Below are 17,500 nucleotides of genomic sequence, written 5' to 3'. Positions count from 1 at the left end.
CCGCTGCCAAAAGCCGGATGGTCGGATGAAATCCAGAGGGGGTCAAAATTGAATAAGTATCACCCCACCAGAGGGGTCAACATTCCATGCTTAAACACATCACCCGCTCTACCATCGCAGCCGGACGCGACCGACGCGCAGAGACGCCCCATGCCGCAATCAGCTTCATGAAGGTTATGGGCTATCTCTTCGATTGGGCTGTGGATGCGGGTTACATGCGCGAGAACCCAGCCAAAGGTGTCAAGCGTCCAAAGGTGAAAACCGAGGGCTTCACGCCTTGGACCGAAGAAGATGTGATAAAGTTCTACCAGACACATGGCCCCGGAACGCAAGCGCGCCTTGCTATGGAGATGATCCTATTCACCGGGCTTCGCCGGGGCGACGTGTGGAGGATCGGTCCGCAGCATATCAAGGATGATGCCATAGAGGTCAAAGCATCCAAGAACGACGCTGAACTTTACATACCGTTGAACCCGATTCTCAAAGAGAGCTTATCGAAGGTGAAAACGGGTCATCTGGCATATTTTGTTACGGAAAAAAACAAGCGTCCATTCAAGAGCAAAGAATCGTTTGGGAACTGGTTTGGCGCGGTATGTGCAGAGGCGGACGTTAAATCCCGAGCGCACGGCATCAGAAAGACGTTGGCTCAACAGTTGGCAGAAGCAGGGGGGAGTAATTCAGAACTCAAGGCTCTGTTCGGGTGGTCATCTGACGCAATGGCTGCGCTCTATACCCGGAAAGCGGACAAAAGGAAGCTATCAACTTCAGCCGCGAAAAAACTAAACGAGAACGATCTATCCCCACACTCTCAATCTGGTGTGGGCGCGGCCCGAGATAGCCATTTAAAATCAAATACTTAAAAAAAGAGTGGCGACCCCTGCAGGAATCGAACCTGCGACAACCTGCTTAGAAGGCAGGTGCTCTATCCAGCTGAGCTAAGGGGCCTTTATCTCTATATTCAGTGCGTCCAGGGCTGGGTGCGGCTGTACTTGAAATTGTCGGTGTAGGAAACGACCTTGCGGGTTGCTTCCTGGGGTTGGATCACGCGGTACTCGATGCCCTTGCGCTGAGCATAGGCTTCGGCCTGTTCCTGTGTTTCGAACGACAGCTTGACCTGCTGCTGCATATCAGACGTAGAAGTGTATCCCATGATCGGATCAATTCTGCGCGGAACCTCGGCGTCAAATTCCAACACCCACAGGTTTGTCTTTGCCTTGCCAGATTGCATGGCCGTCTTGGCTGGGCGATAAATTTTTGCAGACATTCCAAACTGCTCCGGTCTTGCGATCAAGCGGTCTACCGCTTTTTCTGGCCACAACGCATCATATATCGAGAACAATGCGCGTGCAAAACTCAATTGAACCGACTCATCCGTGAAGTCAAGCGGATCGCTACGCCCTTGTTGCGGAAACCATAAAAACCACAAGTCTTGAAATTTTTCAGCCCAGTCTTGCGCCCTGCCCGAGAAGCATATTCTATCGGCACGCACTGAAAAGGATATGATAGATGAACGAGAACGTTATTAAATTTCGCAAGCCAGAGCCACCTAAGCAGCCGCGCAAGCCAAATCCACAAATGCGCAAACTGGCGGTCATTGCCGCTGTCATCGCATTCTTTGCTGCCGCATGGGGCTATTTCCAATATCTGGCGTAGAGCCAGATATTAAATCTCGAACGCCGACTTTTATCGACATTCATTTTAAACTGAAACTTTATGGGATTTTTGCAAGCCATTGAAATCATGGCTTTTAAGAAAGTGGTCGGAGTGGAGAGATTCGAAATCGCCATCTCTCCACTTTAAATCGATTTAAGATATTGCTTTTAATAGATAAATTTTCAATTAGATATTTCTAATTTGTGACGTTGTGACGGTGATCCTTTTGTGACAATTTTTCAGATGTCACCGATCAATCATCTTCTTTTGGGTCTTTGATTATCGCAAGTCGATAAACGGCCAGCGCTGCCGCTATTGTCAGTAGTATCGAGTAAGTCAACATTACGAAACCGCCAAAAGCACCGCTACGAAAAGCCCACCATTTAGCTGTCGAAACCCAAGATGCGTCACCGCCTACAAAATCAAGCGCATCAAAAAACCAACTGCCCTTGAATAGAATTGCCCAGAGAAGCGTGACGACTTGAACCATTATGAAATGGAAAAACGTCGCGTTTATCGATTCAAGGTAAGTAACACCAGAACTTGTGGTCAAAGCGCGCAGAGTTCCCTTTATCCGGGAGCTAACGAGGCTAAACAGAATAGCATAGGTTCCTAGACTGAACCCCAAGAGGCTTGGGATTAAGGAATCAACCTTGTCTACCCATGTAGGCGACAGCCAGATCGAATAACTTAACGCACTGACAATTACCGCCACCCCGAATATGGGAGAGCCCAGAATTCCGACGACCCCGCCATAAGCGTGAAAGTAGCGACGAAGCCACCGATATAATGTTTTCCACTGTTTGAACATATCTACCTAAAGGCAGCTCCGAAGATGGGCAACAACGCCAAAAAAGCACTACGTTCTTGCTTAGCGTCTGGGTCATATTTATCGTGTAGTTCCAACGGATAGTCTTCGCTGTTCAGCTTAACCGCACCCTTTTCATCGCGCCCCTTAACCTCCACTGATCCATTGCTGAGAGCAACGTTGCTGATTTTTCTAATATCGCCATCCGGCTGAATTGATCCACCTGCATCCGCTTTATAAGATATCGTTATTGCTCGACTGTGGGTCTCCGCTAGGTGATTTTCAATGTTCTTATCAAAGTCATCATCAAAGATATCAGTATTAGGCTTAGCAATAGTTATCGATATTTCTGTGATCCGGTCGATCTTAAACATTCGGTCGAGGCTAGCTTTTTCTTGAACCAGAGATATTTGCGCCTCTCCAAAATCTTTCATCACATCGATATTTTTGGCGAGGTGCCCAAAAAACTTCTTTGCTGACAAAGGAGTAAATGTGTCTCCTTTTGAATAAGTCTGAAAATAAAGCTTGTGGGTTTTCTCATGCAAGGTGAAGTAAAAATAGGCCGGATTGTAGTGTAAATCCGGAGGAATTTCGATTTCTGATAGCTCATCCTCAGTGGCCTCTTTTAATTCTGCTGAATTAAACCACTCTGCGTCTTTGTCGAATTTCACGAAGGTTGTGATTAGGCCGGTAACTATTCCATCAATTTCTTGACGAGTATCAAGCGATGATATCATTCCATGTCGATCGCCGTGAACCGGACCAATAATTTTTTTCCGATATACAGTTCGCAGCCACTTTGAATAGGTTCCCTGCTCGTGCGGATGCAGTCGAATGTTAAGCGCAGATGCGGATACTTTAATTTTTCTTGCCATAGTGAGCCTCCTGATTGAAAGCACCCTAAAAGCGGGAAATTAGACTCGCAACCCAAAGCAACTAAGAAACACAGAAGTTTTTTTGTCCCACTCAAAAGTTGAATGCAGACTCTCTAAATGTTCTTTATTTGTTCTAGGTCTAGGCTGATTGTTTGTAAAGCTCTATTTTCAAATCAGGGGATAAATCATGGCGGCAATGGGCCAAAGAGGTATCATCCCAAAAGCCACCGAGCCGCAAAAGCCCGCCTGTTGCATTAGGCGGGCTATTTATCGATTAAATGAGGCTATTCAGACTGAATGTTGGCTTGATCTTCCGGCGTCATTTCCACAAATTCTGGTTCCGAAAGTGGTGCTGGCTTTCTGCCGTCTTCAAGGAATGTAGCTTCCTCGCTCGGTTGAGGCGTCGTTGGAAGATATCGCGGATTCGCTTCTGCCGCGTTTGCAGCCCGCTGCCACGCCAGATGCAGTTCATAGTTTCTGTCGTCCGGCTCTTCTGGCATGATGATACGCTCTTCTTGCCATGCAGAGAAAGATTTTCGAGCTAGCTGGAGACTTTTCAGGGCGCTCTCAAGCTCCTCTTCAGCAGCTCTCATTTGGTCGGCAGGATCGTCACGTCCATCCAAGCACAAATCGATGACGATGAAATCATTATGCTGCGTCACCAACTCCTCGCCATATGTTGTCATCTGTTCTCGCCCAAGTTCGTCAAAGAATGAAATCTCGGTTCTTGCCCACTCTTCAAAAAGCTCTCGTGCAGAGATGGAGGCGAGGTTCATTTGTTCATCAGACATGGTAATATCTTTCTGGCCATTGGCCGTGGAAGGTTGATTTGTGATCGGCACTCCATCCTACCGGAGCGGTTGCAGCCGCTTCCGGTAGGGCATTCAGGCAATTACTCGCCCGTGACCTTCCATTGCGGAAAGGTCCACCGAACCTGCCTATCAAGCTGGTCCAGCATCTTCTCCAGCCGAGCCATGTCGGCGAAAGCCATCTTTTTCGCTGCCGGGTCTGACAGGTCAGATTGCTCAAGTTCAGCGATGCGGGCGTTGATTTCGTCCCGCTTATAATTGTTCACGATCTGCGCTAGCGATGCGGCTGCATCAATCAAACTGCCGATCATAATTTCGGCACGGGCGAGCGATCCCCCACCTTTCGCAAAGGGGCTTAGTTCCGGTATGCCGTCATCGGCAAAGCCGCGTTCGGTCTCACCGGACGCGGATTTTGGATCGCTGTCATCCACGAACGCTGGCATTTCGATACCTGCAAGGTCCAGCACATTTTCAACCAGACTTGCGTTGCCATCAGCCTGATATCGCTGCCAAAAGGGCGTCTTCATAATCGTCTTAGTGTCGGCATTGGCCTCCTGAACGAGGAGTTCCGACTTCTTTTTAGCTCTCTGACGTTCCCGGTATGCTCGAACTTTTTCAGCGTTGCTAAGCGCCATATTTGATTTTCCTTGCTTGGTGTCGGTGTTGGTGTAACCGACATCATGATCCGCTGCAAGAGGAAATTACGCCTCCGGCAGGACAATCGACGGAATACCGACCTCAAGCTGTCGGGTGGCTTCGTGGCGCATGTCTTCGATAACCTGCTTCGCGATGTCTTCCGGCATGACGCCGTAGCCGCAGAGCAATTCCGCGATCTGGTGAGGTGCGATGTCACCGGAGAAGATATCCGGCTGAAGCTTTGCAATGTCGGCGGCAAGGCCGGAGGTGAGATTGTCGAAGGTGGTTGAAGGAATAAATGTAATGCGCATGCTGTTCCGCTCTGTTGGTGATGGCAGAATCTTAACGTGCGTCGAATCGGTCGTCTAGTGGAAGATTCAATATTTTTATAACAAAATCATATGGTTAGATTAAGTAAGCGCTTACTTATTTGGGGAAAGTCTGAACGCTAGAAGCGCCCGAATGTCTCTTGCCGCTCCATGCGGTCGGTGCTTTCGCGCTCAATTCGGGCGGTATGCTTTGCAAGTGCCTCTTCAGATTTGGCGCGATGAAAAGCGGTTTGCGTTTTATCTTCCCATTTCTGCTTTGCCACGGCGTCCTTTCGATCACGAAGTTTGGCGACGGTCAGACCGGCGGCAACGGCTTCGTTTTTTTCGGTTTCCGCATGGCGCTGCTTTTTACGATTGTTCTTGCCGTTGCGTTCGTCAAAGAACGCCAGAAGGCGCAAGGTGCTGTGAAACTTATTCCAGCGCTCCCCAAACGTCAGGGTGTAGCTGAAATTGACAGGGCCATTGCTACCTTCAGCAATGTAGTTCCAAAGGACGCTTTCGCCAGTATCTTCGAGGGACGGAAGCTGAAGGTGATTTTCCGCCTCCCACTCCTGCATCAGCGCGATGCATGCCTTTTCGATATCGCGAGTTCTAGCACGCATCGCACCACCGGCCCATGAAAGATCACCCGCCACTTCTAGAATTGCCTTGATCATTTCAAGTGTATCGTCATTGATCGGGGCGACAGGGTATCCAGCGTTCACGGCAGCGTCCTTACGTTTGGTTGGGTCTTTTTTGAGGGCATTCTTGGCCGCACTGTCTACGGCGCGCTTGCGCCGCTTTCGTGCGGCGTCGCTAAGGCGACGGGCAGCTTGCCGATCCACCTCCGTCTGATATTTTTGGGGTCTGCCCATTGCGGCGGTTCCTTCTTTGCAGGTCGTTTTGCGAAGTCAGGCCGGGTGGAAAGGACCAAAAACCACCCGACCTAGAACACTTCGCCGTGTTCATAAATGCAGCTATAGCAATCTCGAAATCGCATGCAGGGAGTAAATGCGGACCGGCACAAGTTTATCGGAGGACCGAGAAGGTTCACTCTCGACGGCATAGTTTTTGGGAACCGGAGTGTGTCGGGTTGAGGACCGGAGAGGTCAATTTGCGGACACTTAACCCGGTCCATACTATTATAATGAGTGAGGAAAAAAAGAGCTGAAAAAAGCCCTTCTTATAGTCTGGACGGATTTAAGCGTCCGCAGATTAGCTCAACACCCTCTCCGGTCCCCGAAAACGCTCGCCACTACAAAAAGACTCATAGGAGCCCGTGGAGAGCCTTTCGGCTTTTCTGGTGTCTTCCCCTGCCCGGCCCACCACATGCGAATCTGTGACTCGCTTTGGCGGAACCTGAGTCCATCGGTTAGCGGCTCCGGCTGTTTGCGAAATTACCGGGCCTTGTCTGTCTGCGCATCTCATCCGCGACAACGCCGCGCATGGTCGCGTCCATCTGCTTTGCCATCTTGGCGGCAAGGTCGTTGTTTTGTTCAGGTGTGCCAGCCGAACCATTCACGGTGATGGGGGCAGAAATGCTAATTGCCTGATTTTGGTTGGCGCTAGCGCCGCCGGTGAATCCCGTGGAGAGCGTTGGTGCATCCATGACGTATCCGCCATCAGAATAACCTTTTAGCGCTCCCCGGTGCATGGCGTCCAAATTGCCGACGCCAATCCGATTTACGGCTGCCTTCGACATGACAAACTCGCCACGATGGACAACGCCAGCCGGCTCACTCTTGCCGCCGTCGCCGGTGTAACCGCCGCTCTCAAAACCGAACAAGCCACCGAAGAGTGCGCCAAGGATGCCACCGAAGCCACCACCGGACTTTCCACCCATGCCGAACAACCCAGCAAGCGGCCCCTCACCCATTAGCATGGCTTGTAGGCCAACCTTGATTAGCGTTTGAAGCATGCTCTGCAATGCCTGTTCCGCCGTCATGGTGCCGGAGAGAAGCCCGGTAAGGGCGTCGGTAATCTGTGTGCCGAAGAATTGCCCGGCTTCCGCAAGCCCTTCCTGTTTCTCGCGAAGGCGTCCGGTCGCCATTTCGGCTTGTGCCATACCCTGCGCAAGCTGGGCAATTTCGCTACGCTGTTGCGGCGAAAGCTGAATACCTGCCCGCTGCGCTTCATTGAGCATGTCTTGCTCGTATCGCAGCGCCTGCGCTTGCCGTGCCGTCATACTAATGGTTTGCTGTTCAAGCCGCTGCGCATCGGAATACTGCCGTGCGCCTTGCGTGATCTGGCTGTATGCGTCGCTCTGGCGTGTGGCCGCCTGTGTAAGCCGATCAATCTCGGCAGTTGTGTCCTTGGACCGGGCGCTGGCATCCTCGATATGCCAGTTCTCATTCTTCAGCGGGAAGGACAGGCCGAATTGGTTGGCGTTCGAATGCACCCACTGCCGGGCCACGTCGGAACCATAACCGAGATCGGCGGCGTTGCCCTTGTTATGCTGACTGTTGCCGGGTGGTGCCACCCACTTACGGGCTGCTTCCGGCGAACCGTATTTCTTGAGTGCCTGCAACCAAAGCTCTTGTTGGCGCTCAACAGAACGGAAACCGGAATTGACTGTCACGCTGCCCTGAAGATTGGCAGGCATGGATGAAATCATCGTGGCAAGGCGCTTCTGGAAATCCGCCTGCATGCCAGTAATATGTGACGCACCTTTACCCGATGCCAGGACCGTCGAAAGGTAGCTGGCCGGGTCATCGGTTGCGCTCTTGATGTTTACAGAAGCCAGCGCCTTGCCGCGCATCTCGTTCGCAAGTGCGATTTCGCGCTGGCCTTGCGCCATGGAAAGCGACTTCTGATAAACGGCATCGATCTGGACTTTCTTGTCTAGATCGGCCAGCGACTTTGCCAGTTCCGGCACTTCCTCCTTCAAGGCGCGGATAGCGTCACCGAAGTTTTTAATGTTGGCCGTGGCCTTCGCGGCGGCGCTGTCGGTGCCGCTCATGGCAGCGTTCAGATCGGTGATCGCAGGTTTCGCACCCTTGGCTTGCTCACCTGTCTTATAAATGAAGGTGTCGGAATAGCCGTTGCGCCGGTCCAGAATATCGCGAAGGCGCATCGCTTCGCCAGTCAATTCTTCCATAAGGGCGGTCTGGCGTTCGATATTAAGGTCTACGGCAGCATCGCCGGGGAACGCCACCTTATCAAGCTGAAGGTCTGCCAGCCGTTCTTTGGCCTCTTGGAGCTTGTCGTAAACGCCGGTTAGCGCACCTTGCACATTCCGGGTCGTCTGTTCTTCGATACGGTTGAAGCGATCAAGCCAATCATCCATAGCGCCGACGATTTCCACTACGGCAGCTTTCAGGCCGGTGCCAACGGTGGTGGTGATCTTCGAAAACTTCCGGTCGATTTCGTCGGCGCGCCGAATGACGTCATCATCCAGAACAAGGCCAAGATCATGCGCTTCTTTGATCGTGGCGCGGATGCCTTCAGCACCTCGTGATAGAAGTTCAACAAACCGTTCGCCACCCGTGCCGCCGAACAGTTCGTCAGCAATGCGGATTTGCGCGGCCTTATCGAATTGCTGAAGGCGATCAATGATTTCGATAAGCAGTTCGTTCGGGTCGGCAAGTTTGCGCTTCAGGTCCGTGGCGCTGTAGCCAAGGCGGGCAAAGGCATCGGCGGAACTGCCTTTGCCGGTGATGATGAATTCATCGGCACGAAGCGAAAGCTCTTTCATTCCGTCTACAAGGGCATCAACCGGGATGCGTGCTTGATCGGCAACATGTGAAAGCTCTTGGAAGGCGCGACTGGATAGACCGGCACGTTTGGCTTCATTGCCAATATTTGCAACGCCCTTCGTCAGATCAGAAACGCGCCCGATGATGGCGTCCAGACCACCAATCGCCAAGCCACCAAGAATGCCACCGGCCAAACCCTTGCCGAATGCGCCCATGGTCTTCATTGCGCCGTCCATGGCCTTCGAAATACCCGAACCGGCGTTTTCGGCATCCTTCTTCATCTGGCCGAAATCGCGGCGGGTTCGGTTCTTGCCGCGCTCAAGGTCACGTTCGAATTTCGTAAGCCGGGCCTCAAACGAGACCAAAAGGCGCTGTTCGTCATCTGCCATCTTGTGGCTCCTATGCTGCTTCGGCTTTCTCGCGGAGCCGGTCAAAATCGTCGGGATCAAGGTCAAAAATGGATCGGCGGTTGTCGTTCGCGGCGGCGCGGGACACAGCCAGCGCGGAAGCGATAGCGCCATCGATATGGTTGCTGTGGCGAGTTCCCTTGTGCATTGTGACCAGCTCCCCCGCGTTGGTTGAACGCTTCACCACGACGCTTTCGAAGTGGTTGCGGAGGATGGGGTGATCGTCGTGCCGGATACGCTTGCCGTTAACGATACGCTCAAGATCGCAAATCGGGCCGTGCATATTCACGGGCGTCTGACGAACCTGAAGCACGTTGATGCCGTGGTCGATGAGCTTGTGCATGATGGGCGCGGCAAGCGACGGGTCAAAGACCACCTCTTGCACGTCGAAGCGTCCGCAAAGGTCAATGATATGATCGGCAACGGCGTCCGGTTCGATCACCGGCCCGTCAATGACATTCAAAAGGCCATCGTCGCGCCACCGGGGATATGGAATCTGTTCAAGCCGCGCTTTGTCTTCCAAACCATCGGAGGGCAGGAAGAACCACGGATGGACGGACACGCGCCCGTCATCGTGTTTCCATGCGCCGACAACGGCGGTCAAGTCACCGGAGCGTGATAAGTCGACACCAAGCCAGCACGGCAGGCTTTCGAGGTCGCCAAGGTCAAAGTTCGGATCGCGCCCTGCGTCATAAACTGCCATGTCGAACAGCGGATCGCGGGAAGCCGCCATCCATACATTCAAGTTGAACTGCTGGAATGCGAATCGTTCGGCGGGTCGGTGGGCGGCTTCCCGCGCAGCGGTGCGAAGGGCGTTCAAGTTCGGGAATCCGTTAGCAAGGCCGGGATTGCAGCGATGCCAAACGGCTTCGTCCTGCCAATCGTCGCCGGGTGCCGCTTCGAAGATGATCGGCAGATATGCCGGGTTGTCGATTTCGCCAAGCGCGACCTTGCGGGCATAGTCGTATTCGGCAAAGCCAAGGTTTTCGGAACCGCGCCCGGCAGTCGTGGCGATCACCATCAACGTGCCGCTGGTCTTGACCATGCCGGACTTGAGCGCTTCCCAAAGGTCGCGGCCCTTCCAGACGTGAATTTCATCCACGAGAACGAACGCGGGCGTCTTGCCGTGCTGGGCTGCGCCGTCGCTGGAAATCGCCTGAAGCTCGACACCTTCGGACTTGAGAGCGATCTTCTTGGCGCTGTTATGGGCGTCATAAATGCGAGTTGCGGCGACAAGCCGCTTGTCCATGCGAACGATATTGGCGGCTTCCTTGAAGCCAAGGCCAGCCTGTTCTCGGTCGGACGCGGCAAAGATCACCTGTCCGGCAGGAACACGTTCCGGGCCGATGGTGTGAAGCAGGGCAAGGGCAGCGGCAAGGCTGGTCTTACGATTGCCGCGAGGGATCATCCAGAACACGGTTTCGACAATGCGCCTGCCGTCCGGGTGCCGGGGTCCGTAGATACGGCGGACAATCCGTTCCTGCCAATCGTGAAGCTGGAAAGCGGACTTCGGCGCGGTGCTGTTCGGATGCTTCAGCAACCTAAGAAACCTCACGGCCCGTTCGCCATAGCCGAAGGGGTCGGGAATGTCGCTGCCGTCAAAAATCCAATTGGGATAGGTGCTAGCCATCAATGCACCGCCAACGGATTATCGCTGTCGTCTGTAGCGATGGCGCTGCCAACACGCGCACGCGATACAGGCGAAAGACCGTATTCGGCGGCAAGCTGTCGGGCCGTTTGCATTGCCTTGTCCTGTGCGCGGCAAAGCTTTAGGTCGATATCGCCAGAGGTGCGAAGCGCATCTTCGATTTCACGAACAAGGCCACGGGCGCGGCAATAATCTTCGACGCCGCCAAGATCACCACGGGTGATGATGCCACGTTCAATAAGGCCGGGCATGATCCGTTTCCATTCGGCACGGGCGTATTCCGAAAGGTGCTTCGGCGCGGCGGGTGCTTTTTTGAGCGCGCCTGCGTCGGATTGAATGGGTGGTTTCACGCCGCGAAGATGGGTCATTTGATGACCTCGCCGCGAAGCTCAAGGGCTTCAAGCCTGCCGAGTTCCTTGATTTCCTTCAGTCCGTAAGATTGTCCCTGATAGGTGATACGGTCGGCGGTCGTGATGCCAGGGCGATATCTGACACGGAAAATCATGGTGCCGGTTTCAGCTTCACCGAAGCCGGTGAAGAATTCTGTAGCCGTCTGCTGAAGCACTTCGGCCCATACCACGGCAAGCGGCGTCCAGACTTTCACCACGTCGCCGGATGGCTTCACGGTTTCGGTCTGTCGGTCGATGGTGATACGGCGATCCATGTTTCCGATGTTGAGCATTAAGCCATCCACCGAATGAGGGCTTCGACGGACAGGACGGCATGCCCATAACTAGGGTCCGGGTCGCGTGGGAACCGGGTTCCGGTAACTTTGAAATGGTCGCAATATCCGCCGTCGATTGGCAGATTGTATTTGGACAGGGCGGCGGCAACGGTGCCGGTGATTTCCTTGGCGGCATCCTGTCCGGCACCCAGCGTCCAGACATGAATGTCGAGGCAAACCCACGCTGCACTCTGGCTGGAATAATCATTGCCGTGCAAGGTCGTGGTGCCGTCACTCATGGTGATGCACGGCGTCTTGTCGGGGCGTATGCTTCCGGCGCGGATATGATCGGCAGGGACAAGCGCCGTCACGTCTGGCTTATTGATAAGCCGCGAACGAAGGGCGGTCTGAAGGGCAAGAACGGGTTCCAAGATCATCCTTTCCATGCGTCACGGACGGCCTTGCGCCCGGCACGATCAATGCGTTGCTGAAGTCGTTTGCGGAGAAGGCGAACGGCAGGCCAGAAAAACGGCTGCGCTTCGGTCTTACTGGTCCCGTATTCGACAAGATGCGGATAGCGAACGTCTGTATTTCCAGCGGTCACGATCACCTCGTTCTCACCTGCCACGCGGGAACCGCCCGGCTGGCTATACGGCGGTGTCATCTGGCCGGGGCCGGTGACGGCAATAGAGGTCTTGAGATCGGGCGCGCTCGTCGCCGGATCGTCGGGCGCAAGGTGCCGCTGCATCGCGGCCAGTTCTTCCGCCGATGAGATAAGCGCCGTGTTGATGCTCTTGCGCGGTGCGTTCTTCACGCGATCCATTGCCGCCATGAGGTTGTCCAGACCATCATTCGCCATCGTGGAACCACCTTTCACGGTAGTTATCGAGCGTCACGGCAACGCCTTGCGGCGCGATCTGCGAGGACAAACCGAACGTGGCGATGTTCCGGCACTCATAATAGAAGGCGACAAGCCGAAGGATTGCCAACTTGAGATCAGCCGGAAACGGATTCAGATCGGCAAGCGTCCTGCCGATGTAGTGGGCAACATATTGTTCGGCGGCTTCGATATAGAGCATGATCAAAGCGTCTTCGTCGCCGTGATCGATGCGCATATGTTGCTTCGCCAGTTCCGGCGTGATGCCTGTCATTCGGCTGCTTCCTGTGAAAAAGTTATATTCGGGGTCTCTTGCAAGGTGCTCCCCGCGCCGGTCCCCTTGGAGGGCTGAAGTCGGAAGACACCCCCCGGTGCTCTCTCGCGGTGTTCCTGCACCTTACGGCGCAACGCATCTTCAAGCGTCCACCCGTAATTGAGACGGCTGCGGATTGTGCCTTCCACGATACCTGTTTCTTCTGCCCATTCGCGCAAAGAACGGGATTGGCCGAAGGCAACGTATTGCTTTGCCTTTGCTGCATTGGCGCGGCTTGCCGCTTCAACGGCGTTTCGGTTTGGTCTGGCAATGACGCGGCGGGGCCGTGGCGTTTGGTTGTTCTTATTCTCGTTCAGCCAAGCAGTTATCCTGTCCGCTCTGGCCGTTTGGCAGCGCCGTGAATACGCAACGGCGCGTTCGCGCACGGCTGCGCACTCTGCTGCAAACTCTTCCCTGTCGATCTGTCTGGCGTGTTCGGCGGGCGTCATGGAGAAGCATCTCCCGACTGTTCGACATTCGCCAAATAAATGTGGTAGGTAGACAGCCACACACTTTTAGAGGGTATAAAAATATGGACGTTGAAGAGCACGGCAATTTCTACCTTCATCGGCAAACGATTGCTGACGCCGATGGGCACGTAGCTGAATTCTTTGATGTCGGTCATATCATTGAGAAGAATGGTCGACGGATTCACAAAGTGAACTTCGATGTCGGTTTCTCCAGCAGAGCTGAGGCTCTTGAATGGATACAGAAGCAAAAGACCTAACCTCATCGAGCGCGCTCCTGCCGCTGCTTCACCCGGTCATGGCAGGGCTGGCACAACTGCTGCCAGTTTGCGCGGTGCCAGAAGAGGCGCTTGTCGCCACGGTGCGGAATGATGTGATCAACCACGGTAGCGGGGTTTCCGCACATGCGGCATGACGGGTGCATGGTGAGGTATTCAACACGGGCCTTGCGCCATTCATGGTTATATCCACGCGCACGCGCTGAAGGACGGCGGTTGTCGTGCCGGGTATTGCGTTCGCGCTTCAAACGGCGCTGGCACTCGCAAAGCTGGCCATGTGGAACGATGGTGCCACAAGAGCATAGACGTGGTGGCCGGTTCATCGCTTCCCCCCAAGACCCTTGAGGGCGTGAAGGCCGGAGCGATCAAATTCAGGATCAAGGCCAGCGGCAACATTGCGCTCTACCTGTTCCGGGTCGGGTTCCTTGTCATCTGTGCCGCCGCCGTGGATGGCTTTCAGCTTTTCCAGATGGGCGCGATATGCACGGTCAATTTCTGTCGGCGTGGCGTTCCATGCCTGTTCCGGTGTCCAGCCAAGCCATCCGGTCGCACGGTCATAGAGGGCGGCATAGACTTCGGCCCACGTCACCGGCGTGCCTGTTTGGGCTTTGCGTTTGGCGGTAGGTTCGGATGCTGGTGTAAGCATCGAAACAAACTCTGTCAGCGGTGCACGGACGGATAGGAAAAAGGGAAGCAGCGGCGTTGCCGTGGTGGTGGATAGCAACGCCGCTGCATCTTGACGGCTCGTCAACGTCAAGATTTCGGAAATGATTGTGATGTTGAGATCGTGCAGCGCCTTGTGGAGTGCCGGAAGGCCGTGGCGCTGTTCAAGGATGGTTGCGGCGCGCAACGAAGGGCGAAGGGTCAGGGTGTTGCCACCATGACTGATTTCTACCTGTTCGTATGCGCGCCGTTTTTCCATGGTTATGCGGCGATCTTCAGCTTTGCGAGTGCTTCGCCCATAATCACGCGGCCACCAACACGACGGCGGGCGTGGAGCTTGACGATACCGTTACCGGCACCCGTGAGATCATCGCGGATGATGTCGAAGCCAACGCGATCAGCAACGGCGTAACCGTTGGCAAAGTCACCGAAGACAACCGGTGTGGCACCGACGGCAACATCTGGCATATCAACGCCTTCGAAGACCGGGCGACCGAGCAAGAGCGGCGGCTGGCCTGCCGTGATGGACGGTTGCCACAAATAGGTGCCATCGGTGTCTTTGAGCTTACGGACGGTCGCCATGGTGGAGCGATTCATGAGCCACGAACCATTCGTGCTGTAGGCGGTTTTGATCTTGTAAAAGAGATCGATCAGGCTATCAGCGGCGATATCGCCCTGTGCAAAAGAGCCTTCGACTTCCTGCACGTCTGCCGAGTTCAAGACGCCTTCAGCTTGTGATGTGCCATTGCCCTTGACGAACCACGCCGCTTCTTTCTGGCCGAAACGGCGGGCGATATGGTTGGACAGGTAGGCGGCAAGATCGATCTGGGCATCTTCCAGAAGGATGCGCGTAACTGGCACGATGACGGCCATCTCGAATGCTTTGATGTCGATCTGGTCGAAAGTCGGTTCGCTTTCAGGGCGATTTGTGGTTTCGCCAACTTCACCGACCGTCACTTCATCCACAAGGCGCGGAAGCTGAAGCAACGGGCCGGACATGGCGATAGTCTGCGCAAGGCCACGAACAGGAGAGAATTCAGCCACTTTCTCCAAAATCGTGGTGGCTACGGCTTCCGGTGCAAGAATACCGCCGGTGGACGGTGCTGCAAAACCGAGGGATTTCGCTTCGCGTGCGTCACCCGAACGAATGTAGTCCGTAAACGCCTTCGCCTCGTTCGGGTTGTCATTCGCAGCGCTTGGATGGTTGTTATTCGCGGATGCCGGGCGGCGGTTCATCTTCGCCTTGATGGTGGCGATTTCGTCTTTGAGGGCTTTCACTTCCTCAACAGACACAACCGGGTCGGAGTTCTTGGTTTCGACTTCTGCTTCGTTTTCCATGCTGTTTCCTTCGATGATGGATTTAACTTCAATGGTCCGTGCGTCTGGGTGGACAGGACGGCGGCACAAGCTGATTTCGTTGATGGTGAGGCGGGTTAGAACGCGACCGCCTTCAGGGCGGGCCTTGTGTTCGTGGAGCGTGTAGCCGATGGACAGGCCACGCATGACGCCAGCTTTGAGATGGCGGCGGGCTTCTTTTGAGGGTGCAACACCTTCGACAAACAAGCGGCCCTTCACTTCAAGGCCGGTTTCCGTAACGGAATGGCTGTTCCAGATGCCGACAACCTTTCGCCCGTCATGCTCAAGGAGCATGGGGATTTCGGGGGCGAAGCCGAAGGCATCCGGTTCGATAAGGTCGCCGTAGCTGTCTGGTTTACCGAACGGCCAAGCGATACCGGTCACTGTGCCGGTGTCGTCAATCGTCACGTCTGCTTTGATTTCTAGGTTTTCGGCTTCGATCATGCCGCTACCTGCTTCAGCGCGTCATTGATTGCGTCTGCTTCAGTTTCGGCACCGAAGAACAACATGGTGATGACGCCATCCGCGACGGCAAAAACTTCGGCAAGCGGGCGGCCAATGGCATAGACGGAAACAAGCTTGTCGGCATCGGTGGGTGTGGTGCCGCCGCCGATCAGGCCAAGCCGGATAACTTCGGTTACGTCTGAAAAGCTGTAGTCGCTGGAACGGAAACGGCGGAACAGAGCGCCAACTCCTTGTCCAGTCTTGCGCTCAAGTTCTTCGATCAGTTCGCGGGTTGGAAAAGCGAAAAGCTTTTCACCGTCGCCAAAGAATGCGTGGTGTTCGGTCATGCGGGTTCCTTAGCCGGGGCGGTGATCGGCGCGGCGTTGCTGGTGGTGTGGGGATTGGTGAGTTCGTCACCACCAGGAAGCGGCGGGAGATTGAGGATTGCACGGGCTTCGTTCGGGGCAAGGACGCGGGCGGTAACAAGTGCCGTCATGTTCGCAGTGCGGCTTGCCGCGTCGGCACGCATAAGATCGTCGGTGACAAACTCAAAATAGTAGGTGTCTTGTTCATCTTCTGTGAGAAGCACGGTTGCAAGCGCATCCTGCCAAGTGTCCAGCCAAGGCCGAAGGCAAAGCTGAAGGAACTGCGCGCCCATCTGTTCGGTGTTCGACCATGTGCCGCGAGTAAGCTCGAATAGCATCGTCGGCGGGACGCCGAAGACACGGGCAATTTCGCGGACCTGTTCAAGCCGGTGCTCAAGAAATTGCGCGTCGGTGCTGGTCATGGCCGGGGCATCATATTTCCAGCCACTATCCATAATCAGGGGGTCGCCGGATGCGCTGCGCTGCCACTCGCGGAACGATTTACGAATGTTGGTGATGGCGTTCGCGCCAGCATCCCCCATCTGTGCTTTTTCATTGGAGATCACGCCGGACGGGCGGCGTCCGCTGCCGAAGAGATGCGCAGCGTCACGTTCAAGAACGGCGGAAAGGCCAATCGCCTCTCTGCCAAAGGTGACAGGGGCGCGGCCAAGGAAAGACGGAATGTGGAGGATTTCGGTATGGGGGTATTCTGTAGAGCCGCCATTTTCCGTAACGCGATAGATCGGGGGTGCGGCTGCGTGGAGGTCTTCGACAATCGAAACGGTGCCGGGCTTCAGTCGGATCAATTCAAATGGCCGCCCATCAGGATAGCGAGCAACACGGGCAAAGCCGTTGCCGTAAATCAGGGCGTCGGCGGTTAGTTCGGTGCGGAGTTTTCCGGCACCTGTCCATTCGTTCGCCCGCTTGTGGACAATCTTGGATGCCGAGTGGCCGCTATCGACCTCTTTCGACTTTCCGGTTTCCTGATAAAGTTTGACCGGGAGCGAACCAACGCTTTCCGAGATCAACCGGACGGCTTGCAGGACGGCAGGAATATAGAGCGCAGAAAGGCCACCGACATTGACGCCGCTCACAGTTGAGCGGACACCAAACAGTCCAGCAATTGCAGGATCGGACAGGGCATAAGCTTTACGCTCTCCCAAACCAATCTTGCTCTTCACCTCATTCCAAAATCCCATAAGGACAACATTCCTTTTATAACTAGGAATATAGT

Annotated in this window: 23 protein-coding genes and 1 tRNA gene; 2 read left to right on the top strand and 22 right to left on the bottom strand. The window is 54.7% G+C overall.

Features of this window, described 5'->3' with window-relative positions:
• Window positions 1–86: 86 nt before the first annotated feature.
• Window positions 87–860 carry a tyrosine-type recombinase/integrase gene (locus tag ACQZ51_RS09195; protein WP_448776577.1) on the top strand — a complete coding sequence of 258 codons (774 nt, stop codon included), beginning with the start codon at window positions 87–89 and terminating at the stop codon, window positions 858–860.
• Between the two features lie 8 nt (window positions 861–868).
• On the opposite strand, the gene ACQZ51_RS09190 is transcribed toward ACQZ51_RS09195, so the two are convergent.
• A tRNA-Arg gene (locus tag ACQZ51_RS09190) sits at window positions 869–945 on the bottom strand.
• Window positions 946–958: 13 nt separating this feature from the next.
• The gene (locus ACQZ51_RS09185; protein WP_192063999.1) at window positions 959–1,264 is read right to left on the bottom strand and encodes an ETC complex I subunit; all 306 of its coding nucleotides are present in this window, start codon (window positions 1,262–1,264) and stop codon (window positions 959–961) included.
• A 242-nt stretch (window positions 1,265–1,506) separates the two neighbouring features.
• On the opposite strand from ACQZ51_RS09185, the gene ACQZ51_RS09180 reads away from it, so the two are divergent.
• Window positions 1,507–1,653: a hypothetical protein gene (locus ACQZ51_RS09180; RefSeq protein ID WP_448776575.1), complete on the top strand. Its 147-nt coding sequence runs from the start codon at window positions 1,507–1,509 to the stop codon at window positions 1,651–1,653.
• A 253-nt stretch (window positions 1,654–1,906) separates the two neighbouring features.
• On the opposite strand, the gene ACQZ51_RS09175 is transcribed toward ACQZ51_RS09180, so the two are convergent.
• The 20 genes from ACQZ51_RS09175 to ACQZ51_RS09080 all read right to left on the bottom strand — a co-directional run bounded on the left by ACQZ51_RS09175 (window position 1,907) and on the right by ACQZ51_RS09080 (window position 17,465).
• Complete coding sequence (locus ACQZ51_RS09175; protein ID WP_448776573.1) at window positions 1,907–2,464, bottom strand: hypothetical protein; 558 nt, start codon at window positions 2,462–2,464, stop codon at window positions 1,907–1,909.
• 2 nt (window positions 2,465–2,466) lie between these two features.
• Window positions 2,467–3,336: a DUF4747 family protein gene (locus ACQZ51_RS09170; RefSeq protein WP_448776571.1), complete on the bottom strand. Its 870-nt coding sequence runs from the start codon at window positions 3,334–3,336 to the stop codon at window positions 2,467–2,469.
• 284 nt (window positions 3,337–3,620) lie between these two features.
• Window positions 3,621–4,127 (bottom strand): hypothetical protein, encoded by a 507-nt coding sequence (locus ACQZ51_RS09165; protein WP_448776569.1) that lies wholly within the window; start codon window positions 4,125–4,127, stop codon window positions 3,621–3,623.
• A gap of 101 nt (window positions 4,128–4,228) precedes the next feature.
• Complete coding sequence (locus ACQZ51_RS09160; protein ID WP_448776568.1) at window positions 4,229–4,780, bottom strand: hypothetical protein; 552 nt, start codon at window positions 4,778–4,780, stop codon at window positions 4,229–4,231.
• Window positions 4,781–4,846: 66 nt separating this feature from the next.
• Window positions 4,847–5,092 carry a hypothetical protein gene (locus ACQZ51_RS09155; RefSeq protein ID WP_448776567.1) on the bottom strand — a complete coding sequence of 82 codons (246 nt, stop codon included), beginning with the start codon at window positions 5,090–5,092 and terminating at the stop codon, window positions 4,847–4,849.
• A gap of 137 nt (window positions 5,093–5,229) precedes the next feature.
• Window positions 5,230–5,964 (bottom strand): hypothetical protein, encoded by a 735-nt coding sequence (locus ACQZ51_RS09150; RefSeq protein WP_448776566.1) that lies wholly within the window; start codon window positions 5,962–5,964, stop codon window positions 5,230–5,232.
• A gap of 497 nt (window positions 5,965–6,461) precedes the next feature.
• A complete protein-coding gene (locus ACQZ51_RS09145; protein ID WP_448776564.1) occupies window positions 6,462–9,173 on the bottom strand; it encodes a D-alanyl-D-alanine carboxypeptidase family protein in 2,712 nt (903 codons plus the stop codon).
• Window positions 9,174–9,183: 10 nt separating this feature from the next.
• On the bottom strand, window positions 9,184–10,821 hold the full coding sequence (locus tag ACQZ51_RS09140) for a terminase large subunit (RefSeq protein ID WP_448776563.1): 1,638 nt from the start codon (window positions 10,819–10,821) through the stop codon (window positions 9,184–9,186).
• A complete protein-coding gene (locus ACQZ51_RS09135) occupies window positions 10,821–11,207 on the bottom strand; it encodes a phage terminase small subunit P27 family (RefSeq protein WP_448776561.1) in 387 nt (128 codons plus the stop codon). Before ACQZ51_RS09135 ends, ACQZ51_RS09140 begins: the two co-directional genes overlap by 1 nt.
• Entirely contained in the window at window positions 11,204–11,521 is a 318-nt protein-coding gene (locus ACQZ51_RS09130; RefSeq protein ID WP_448776560.1) for a phage head closure protein, read from the bottom strand. The genes ACQZ51_RS09135 and ACQZ51_RS09130 overlap by 4 nt, the downstream gene beginning before the upstream one ends.
• Window positions 11,521–11,940: a DUF3168 domain-containing protein gene (locus tag ACQZ51_RS09125; protein WP_448776558.1), complete on the bottom strand. Its 420-nt coding sequence runs from the start codon at window positions 11,938–11,940 to the stop codon at window positions 11,521–11,523. The genes ACQZ51_RS09130 and ACQZ51_RS09125 overlap by 1 nt, the downstream gene beginning before the upstream one ends.
• Window positions 11,937–12,362: an HK97-gp10 family putative phage morphogenesis protein gene (locus ACQZ51_RS09120; protein WP_448776556.1), complete on the bottom strand. Its 426-nt coding sequence runs from the start codon at window positions 12,360–12,362 to the stop codon at window positions 11,937–11,939. Before ACQZ51_RS09120 ends, ACQZ51_RS09125 begins: the two co-directional genes overlap by 4 nt.
• Window positions 12,352–12,654, bottom strand: a complete 303-nt coding sequence (locus tag ACQZ51_RS09115) for a head-tail connector protein (protein WP_448776554.1) — start codon at window positions 12,652–12,654, stop codon at window positions 12,352–12,354. The genes ACQZ51_RS09120 and ACQZ51_RS09115 overlap by 11 nt, the downstream gene beginning before the upstream one ends.
• Entirely contained in the window at window positions 12,651–13,142 is a 492-nt protein-coding gene (locus ACQZ51_RS09110) for a hypothetical protein (protein ID WP_448776552.1), read from the bottom strand. The genes ACQZ51_RS09115 and ACQZ51_RS09110 overlap by 4 nt, the downstream gene beginning before the upstream one ends.
• Entirely contained in the window at window positions 13,139–13,426 is a 288-nt protein-coding gene (locus ACQZ51_RS09105) for a hypothetical protein (protein WP_448776551.1), read from the bottom strand. Before ACQZ51_RS09105 ends, ACQZ51_RS09110 begins: the two co-directional genes overlap by 4 nt.
• A complete protein-coding gene (locus ACQZ51_RS09100; RefSeq protein WP_448776549.1) occupies window positions 13,423–13,761 on the bottom strand; it encodes an HNH endonuclease signature motif containing protein in 339 nt (112 codons plus the stop codon). Before ACQZ51_RS09100 ends, ACQZ51_RS09105 begins: the two co-directional genes overlap by 4 nt.
• Window positions 13,758–14,360, bottom strand: coding sequence for a hypothetical protein (locus ACQZ51_RS09095; protein ID WP_448776547.1), 603 nt, complete (start codon window positions 14,358–14,360; stop codon window positions 13,758–13,760). The genes ACQZ51_RS09100 and ACQZ51_RS09095 overlap by 4 nt, the downstream gene beginning before the upstream one ends.
• Before the next feature lie 2 nt (window positions 14,361–14,362).
• Window positions 14,363–15,901: a phage major capsid protein gene (locus ACQZ51_RS09090; protein WP_448776545.1), complete on the bottom strand. Its 1,539-nt coding sequence runs from the start codon at window positions 15,899–15,901 to the stop codon at window positions 14,363–14,365.
• A complete protein-coding gene (locus ACQZ51_RS09085) occupies window positions 15,898–16,248 on the bottom strand; it encodes a gene transfer agent family protein (protein WP_448776543.1) in 351 nt (116 codons plus the stop codon). Before ACQZ51_RS09085 ends, ACQZ51_RS09090 begins: the two co-directional genes overlap by 4 nt.
• Window positions 16,245–17,465, bottom strand: a complete 1,221-nt coding sequence (locus ACQZ51_RS09080) for a phage portal protein (RefSeq protein ID WP_448776541.1) — start codon at window positions 17,463–17,465, stop codon at window positions 16,245–16,247. Before ACQZ51_RS09080 ends, ACQZ51_RS09085 begins: the two co-directional genes overlap by 4 nt.
• Between the last annotated feature and the right edge of the window lie 35 nt (window positions 17,466–17,500).

The organism is Agrobacterium sp. CG674, assembly GCF_053521645.1.
This window is presented reverse-complemented; position numbering and strand designations above follow the sequence as displayed.

Coding starts and splice junctions, on each gene's coding strand:
- ACQZ51_RS09185 (WP_192063999.1), bottom strand. CDS start 1,264: ATGTCTGCAAAAATTTATCGCCCAGCCAAGACGGCCATGCAATCTGGC.
- ACQZ51_RS09175 (WP_448776573.1), bottom strand. CDS start 2,464: ATGTTCAAACAGTGGAAAACATTATATCGGTGGCTTCGTCGCTACTTT.
- ACQZ51_RS09105 (WP_448776551.1), bottom strand. CDS start 13,426: ATGAGGTTAGGTCTTTTGCTTCTGTATCCATTCAAGAGCCTCAGCTCT.
- ACQZ51_RS09165 (WP_448776569.1), bottom strand. CDS start 4,127: ATGTCTGATGAACAAATGAACCTCGCCTCCATCTCTGCACGAGAGCTT.
- ACQZ51_RS09180 (WP_448776575.1), top strand. CDS start 1,507: ATGAACGAGAACGTTATTAAATTTCGCAAGCCAGAGCCACCTAAGCAG.
- ACQZ51_RS09090 (WP_448776545.1), bottom strand. CDS start 15,901: ATGATCGAAGCCGAAAACCTAGAAATCAAAGCAGACGTGACGATTGAC.
- ACQZ51_RS09150 (WP_448776566.1), bottom strand. CDS start 5,964: ATGGGCAGACCCCAAAAATATCAGACGGAGGTGGATCGGCAAGCTGCC.
- ACQZ51_RS09145 (WP_448776564.1), bottom strand. CDS start 9,173: ATGGCAGATGACGAACAGCGCCTTTTGGTCTCGTTTGAGGCCCGGCTT.
- ACQZ51_RS09170 (WP_448776571.1), bottom strand. CDS start 3,336: ATGGCAAGAAAAATTAAAGTATCCGCATCTGCGCTTAACATTCGACTG.
- ACQZ51_RS09140 (WP_448776563.1), bottom strand. CDS start 10,821: ATGGCTAGCACCTATCCCAATTGGATTTTTGACGGCAGCGACATTCCC.
- ACQZ51_RS09095 (WP_448776547.1), bottom strand. CDS start 14,360: ATGGAAAAACGGCGCGCATACGAACAGGTAGAAATCAGTCATGGTGGC.
- ACQZ51_RS09125 (WP_448776558.1), bottom strand. CDS start 11,940: ATGATCTTGGAACCCGTTCTTGCCCTTCAGACCGCCCTTCGTTCGCGG.
- ACQZ51_RS09130 (WP_448776560.1), bottom strand. CDS start 11,521: ATGCTCAACATCGGAAACATGGATCGCCGTATCACCATCGACCGACAG.
- ACQZ51_RS09115 (WP_448776554.1), bottom strand. CDS start 12,654: ATGACAGGCATCACGCCGGAACTGGCGAAGCAACATATGCGCATCGAT.
- ACQZ51_RS09100 (WP_448776549.1), bottom strand. CDS start 13,761: ATGAACCGGCCACCACGTCTATGCTCTTGTGGCACCATCGTTCCACAT.
- ACQZ51_RS09155 (WP_448776567.1), bottom strand. CDS start 5,092: ATGCGCATTACATTTATTCCTTCAACCACCTTCGACAATCTCACCTCC.
- ACQZ51_RS09195 (WP_448776577.1), top strand. CDS start 87: ATGCTTAAACACATCACCCGCTCTACCATCGCAGCCGGACGCGACCGA.
- ACQZ51_RS09120 (WP_448776556.1), bottom strand. CDS start 12,362: ATGGCGAATGATGGTCTGGACAACCTCATGGCGGCAATGGATCGCGTG.
- ACQZ51_RS09080 (WP_448776541.1), bottom strand. CDS start 17,465: ATGGGATTTTGGAATGAGGTGAAGAGCAAGATTGGTTTGGGAGAGCGT.
- ACQZ51_RS09110 (WP_448776552.1), bottom strand. CDS start 13,142: ATGACGCCCGCCGAACACGCCAGACAGATCGACAGGGAAGAGTTTGCA.
- ACQZ51_RS09160 (WP_448776568.1), bottom strand. CDS start 4,780: ATGGCGCTTAGCAACGCTGAAAAAGTTCGAGCATACCGGGAACGTCAG.
- ACQZ51_RS09085 (WP_448776543.1), bottom strand. CDS start 16,248: ATGACCGAACACCACGCATTCTTTGGCGACGGTGAAAAGCTTTTCGCT.
- ACQZ51_RS09135 (WP_448776561.1), bottom strand. CDS start 11,207: ATGACCCATCTTCGCGGCGTGAAACCACCCATTCAATCCGACGCAGGC.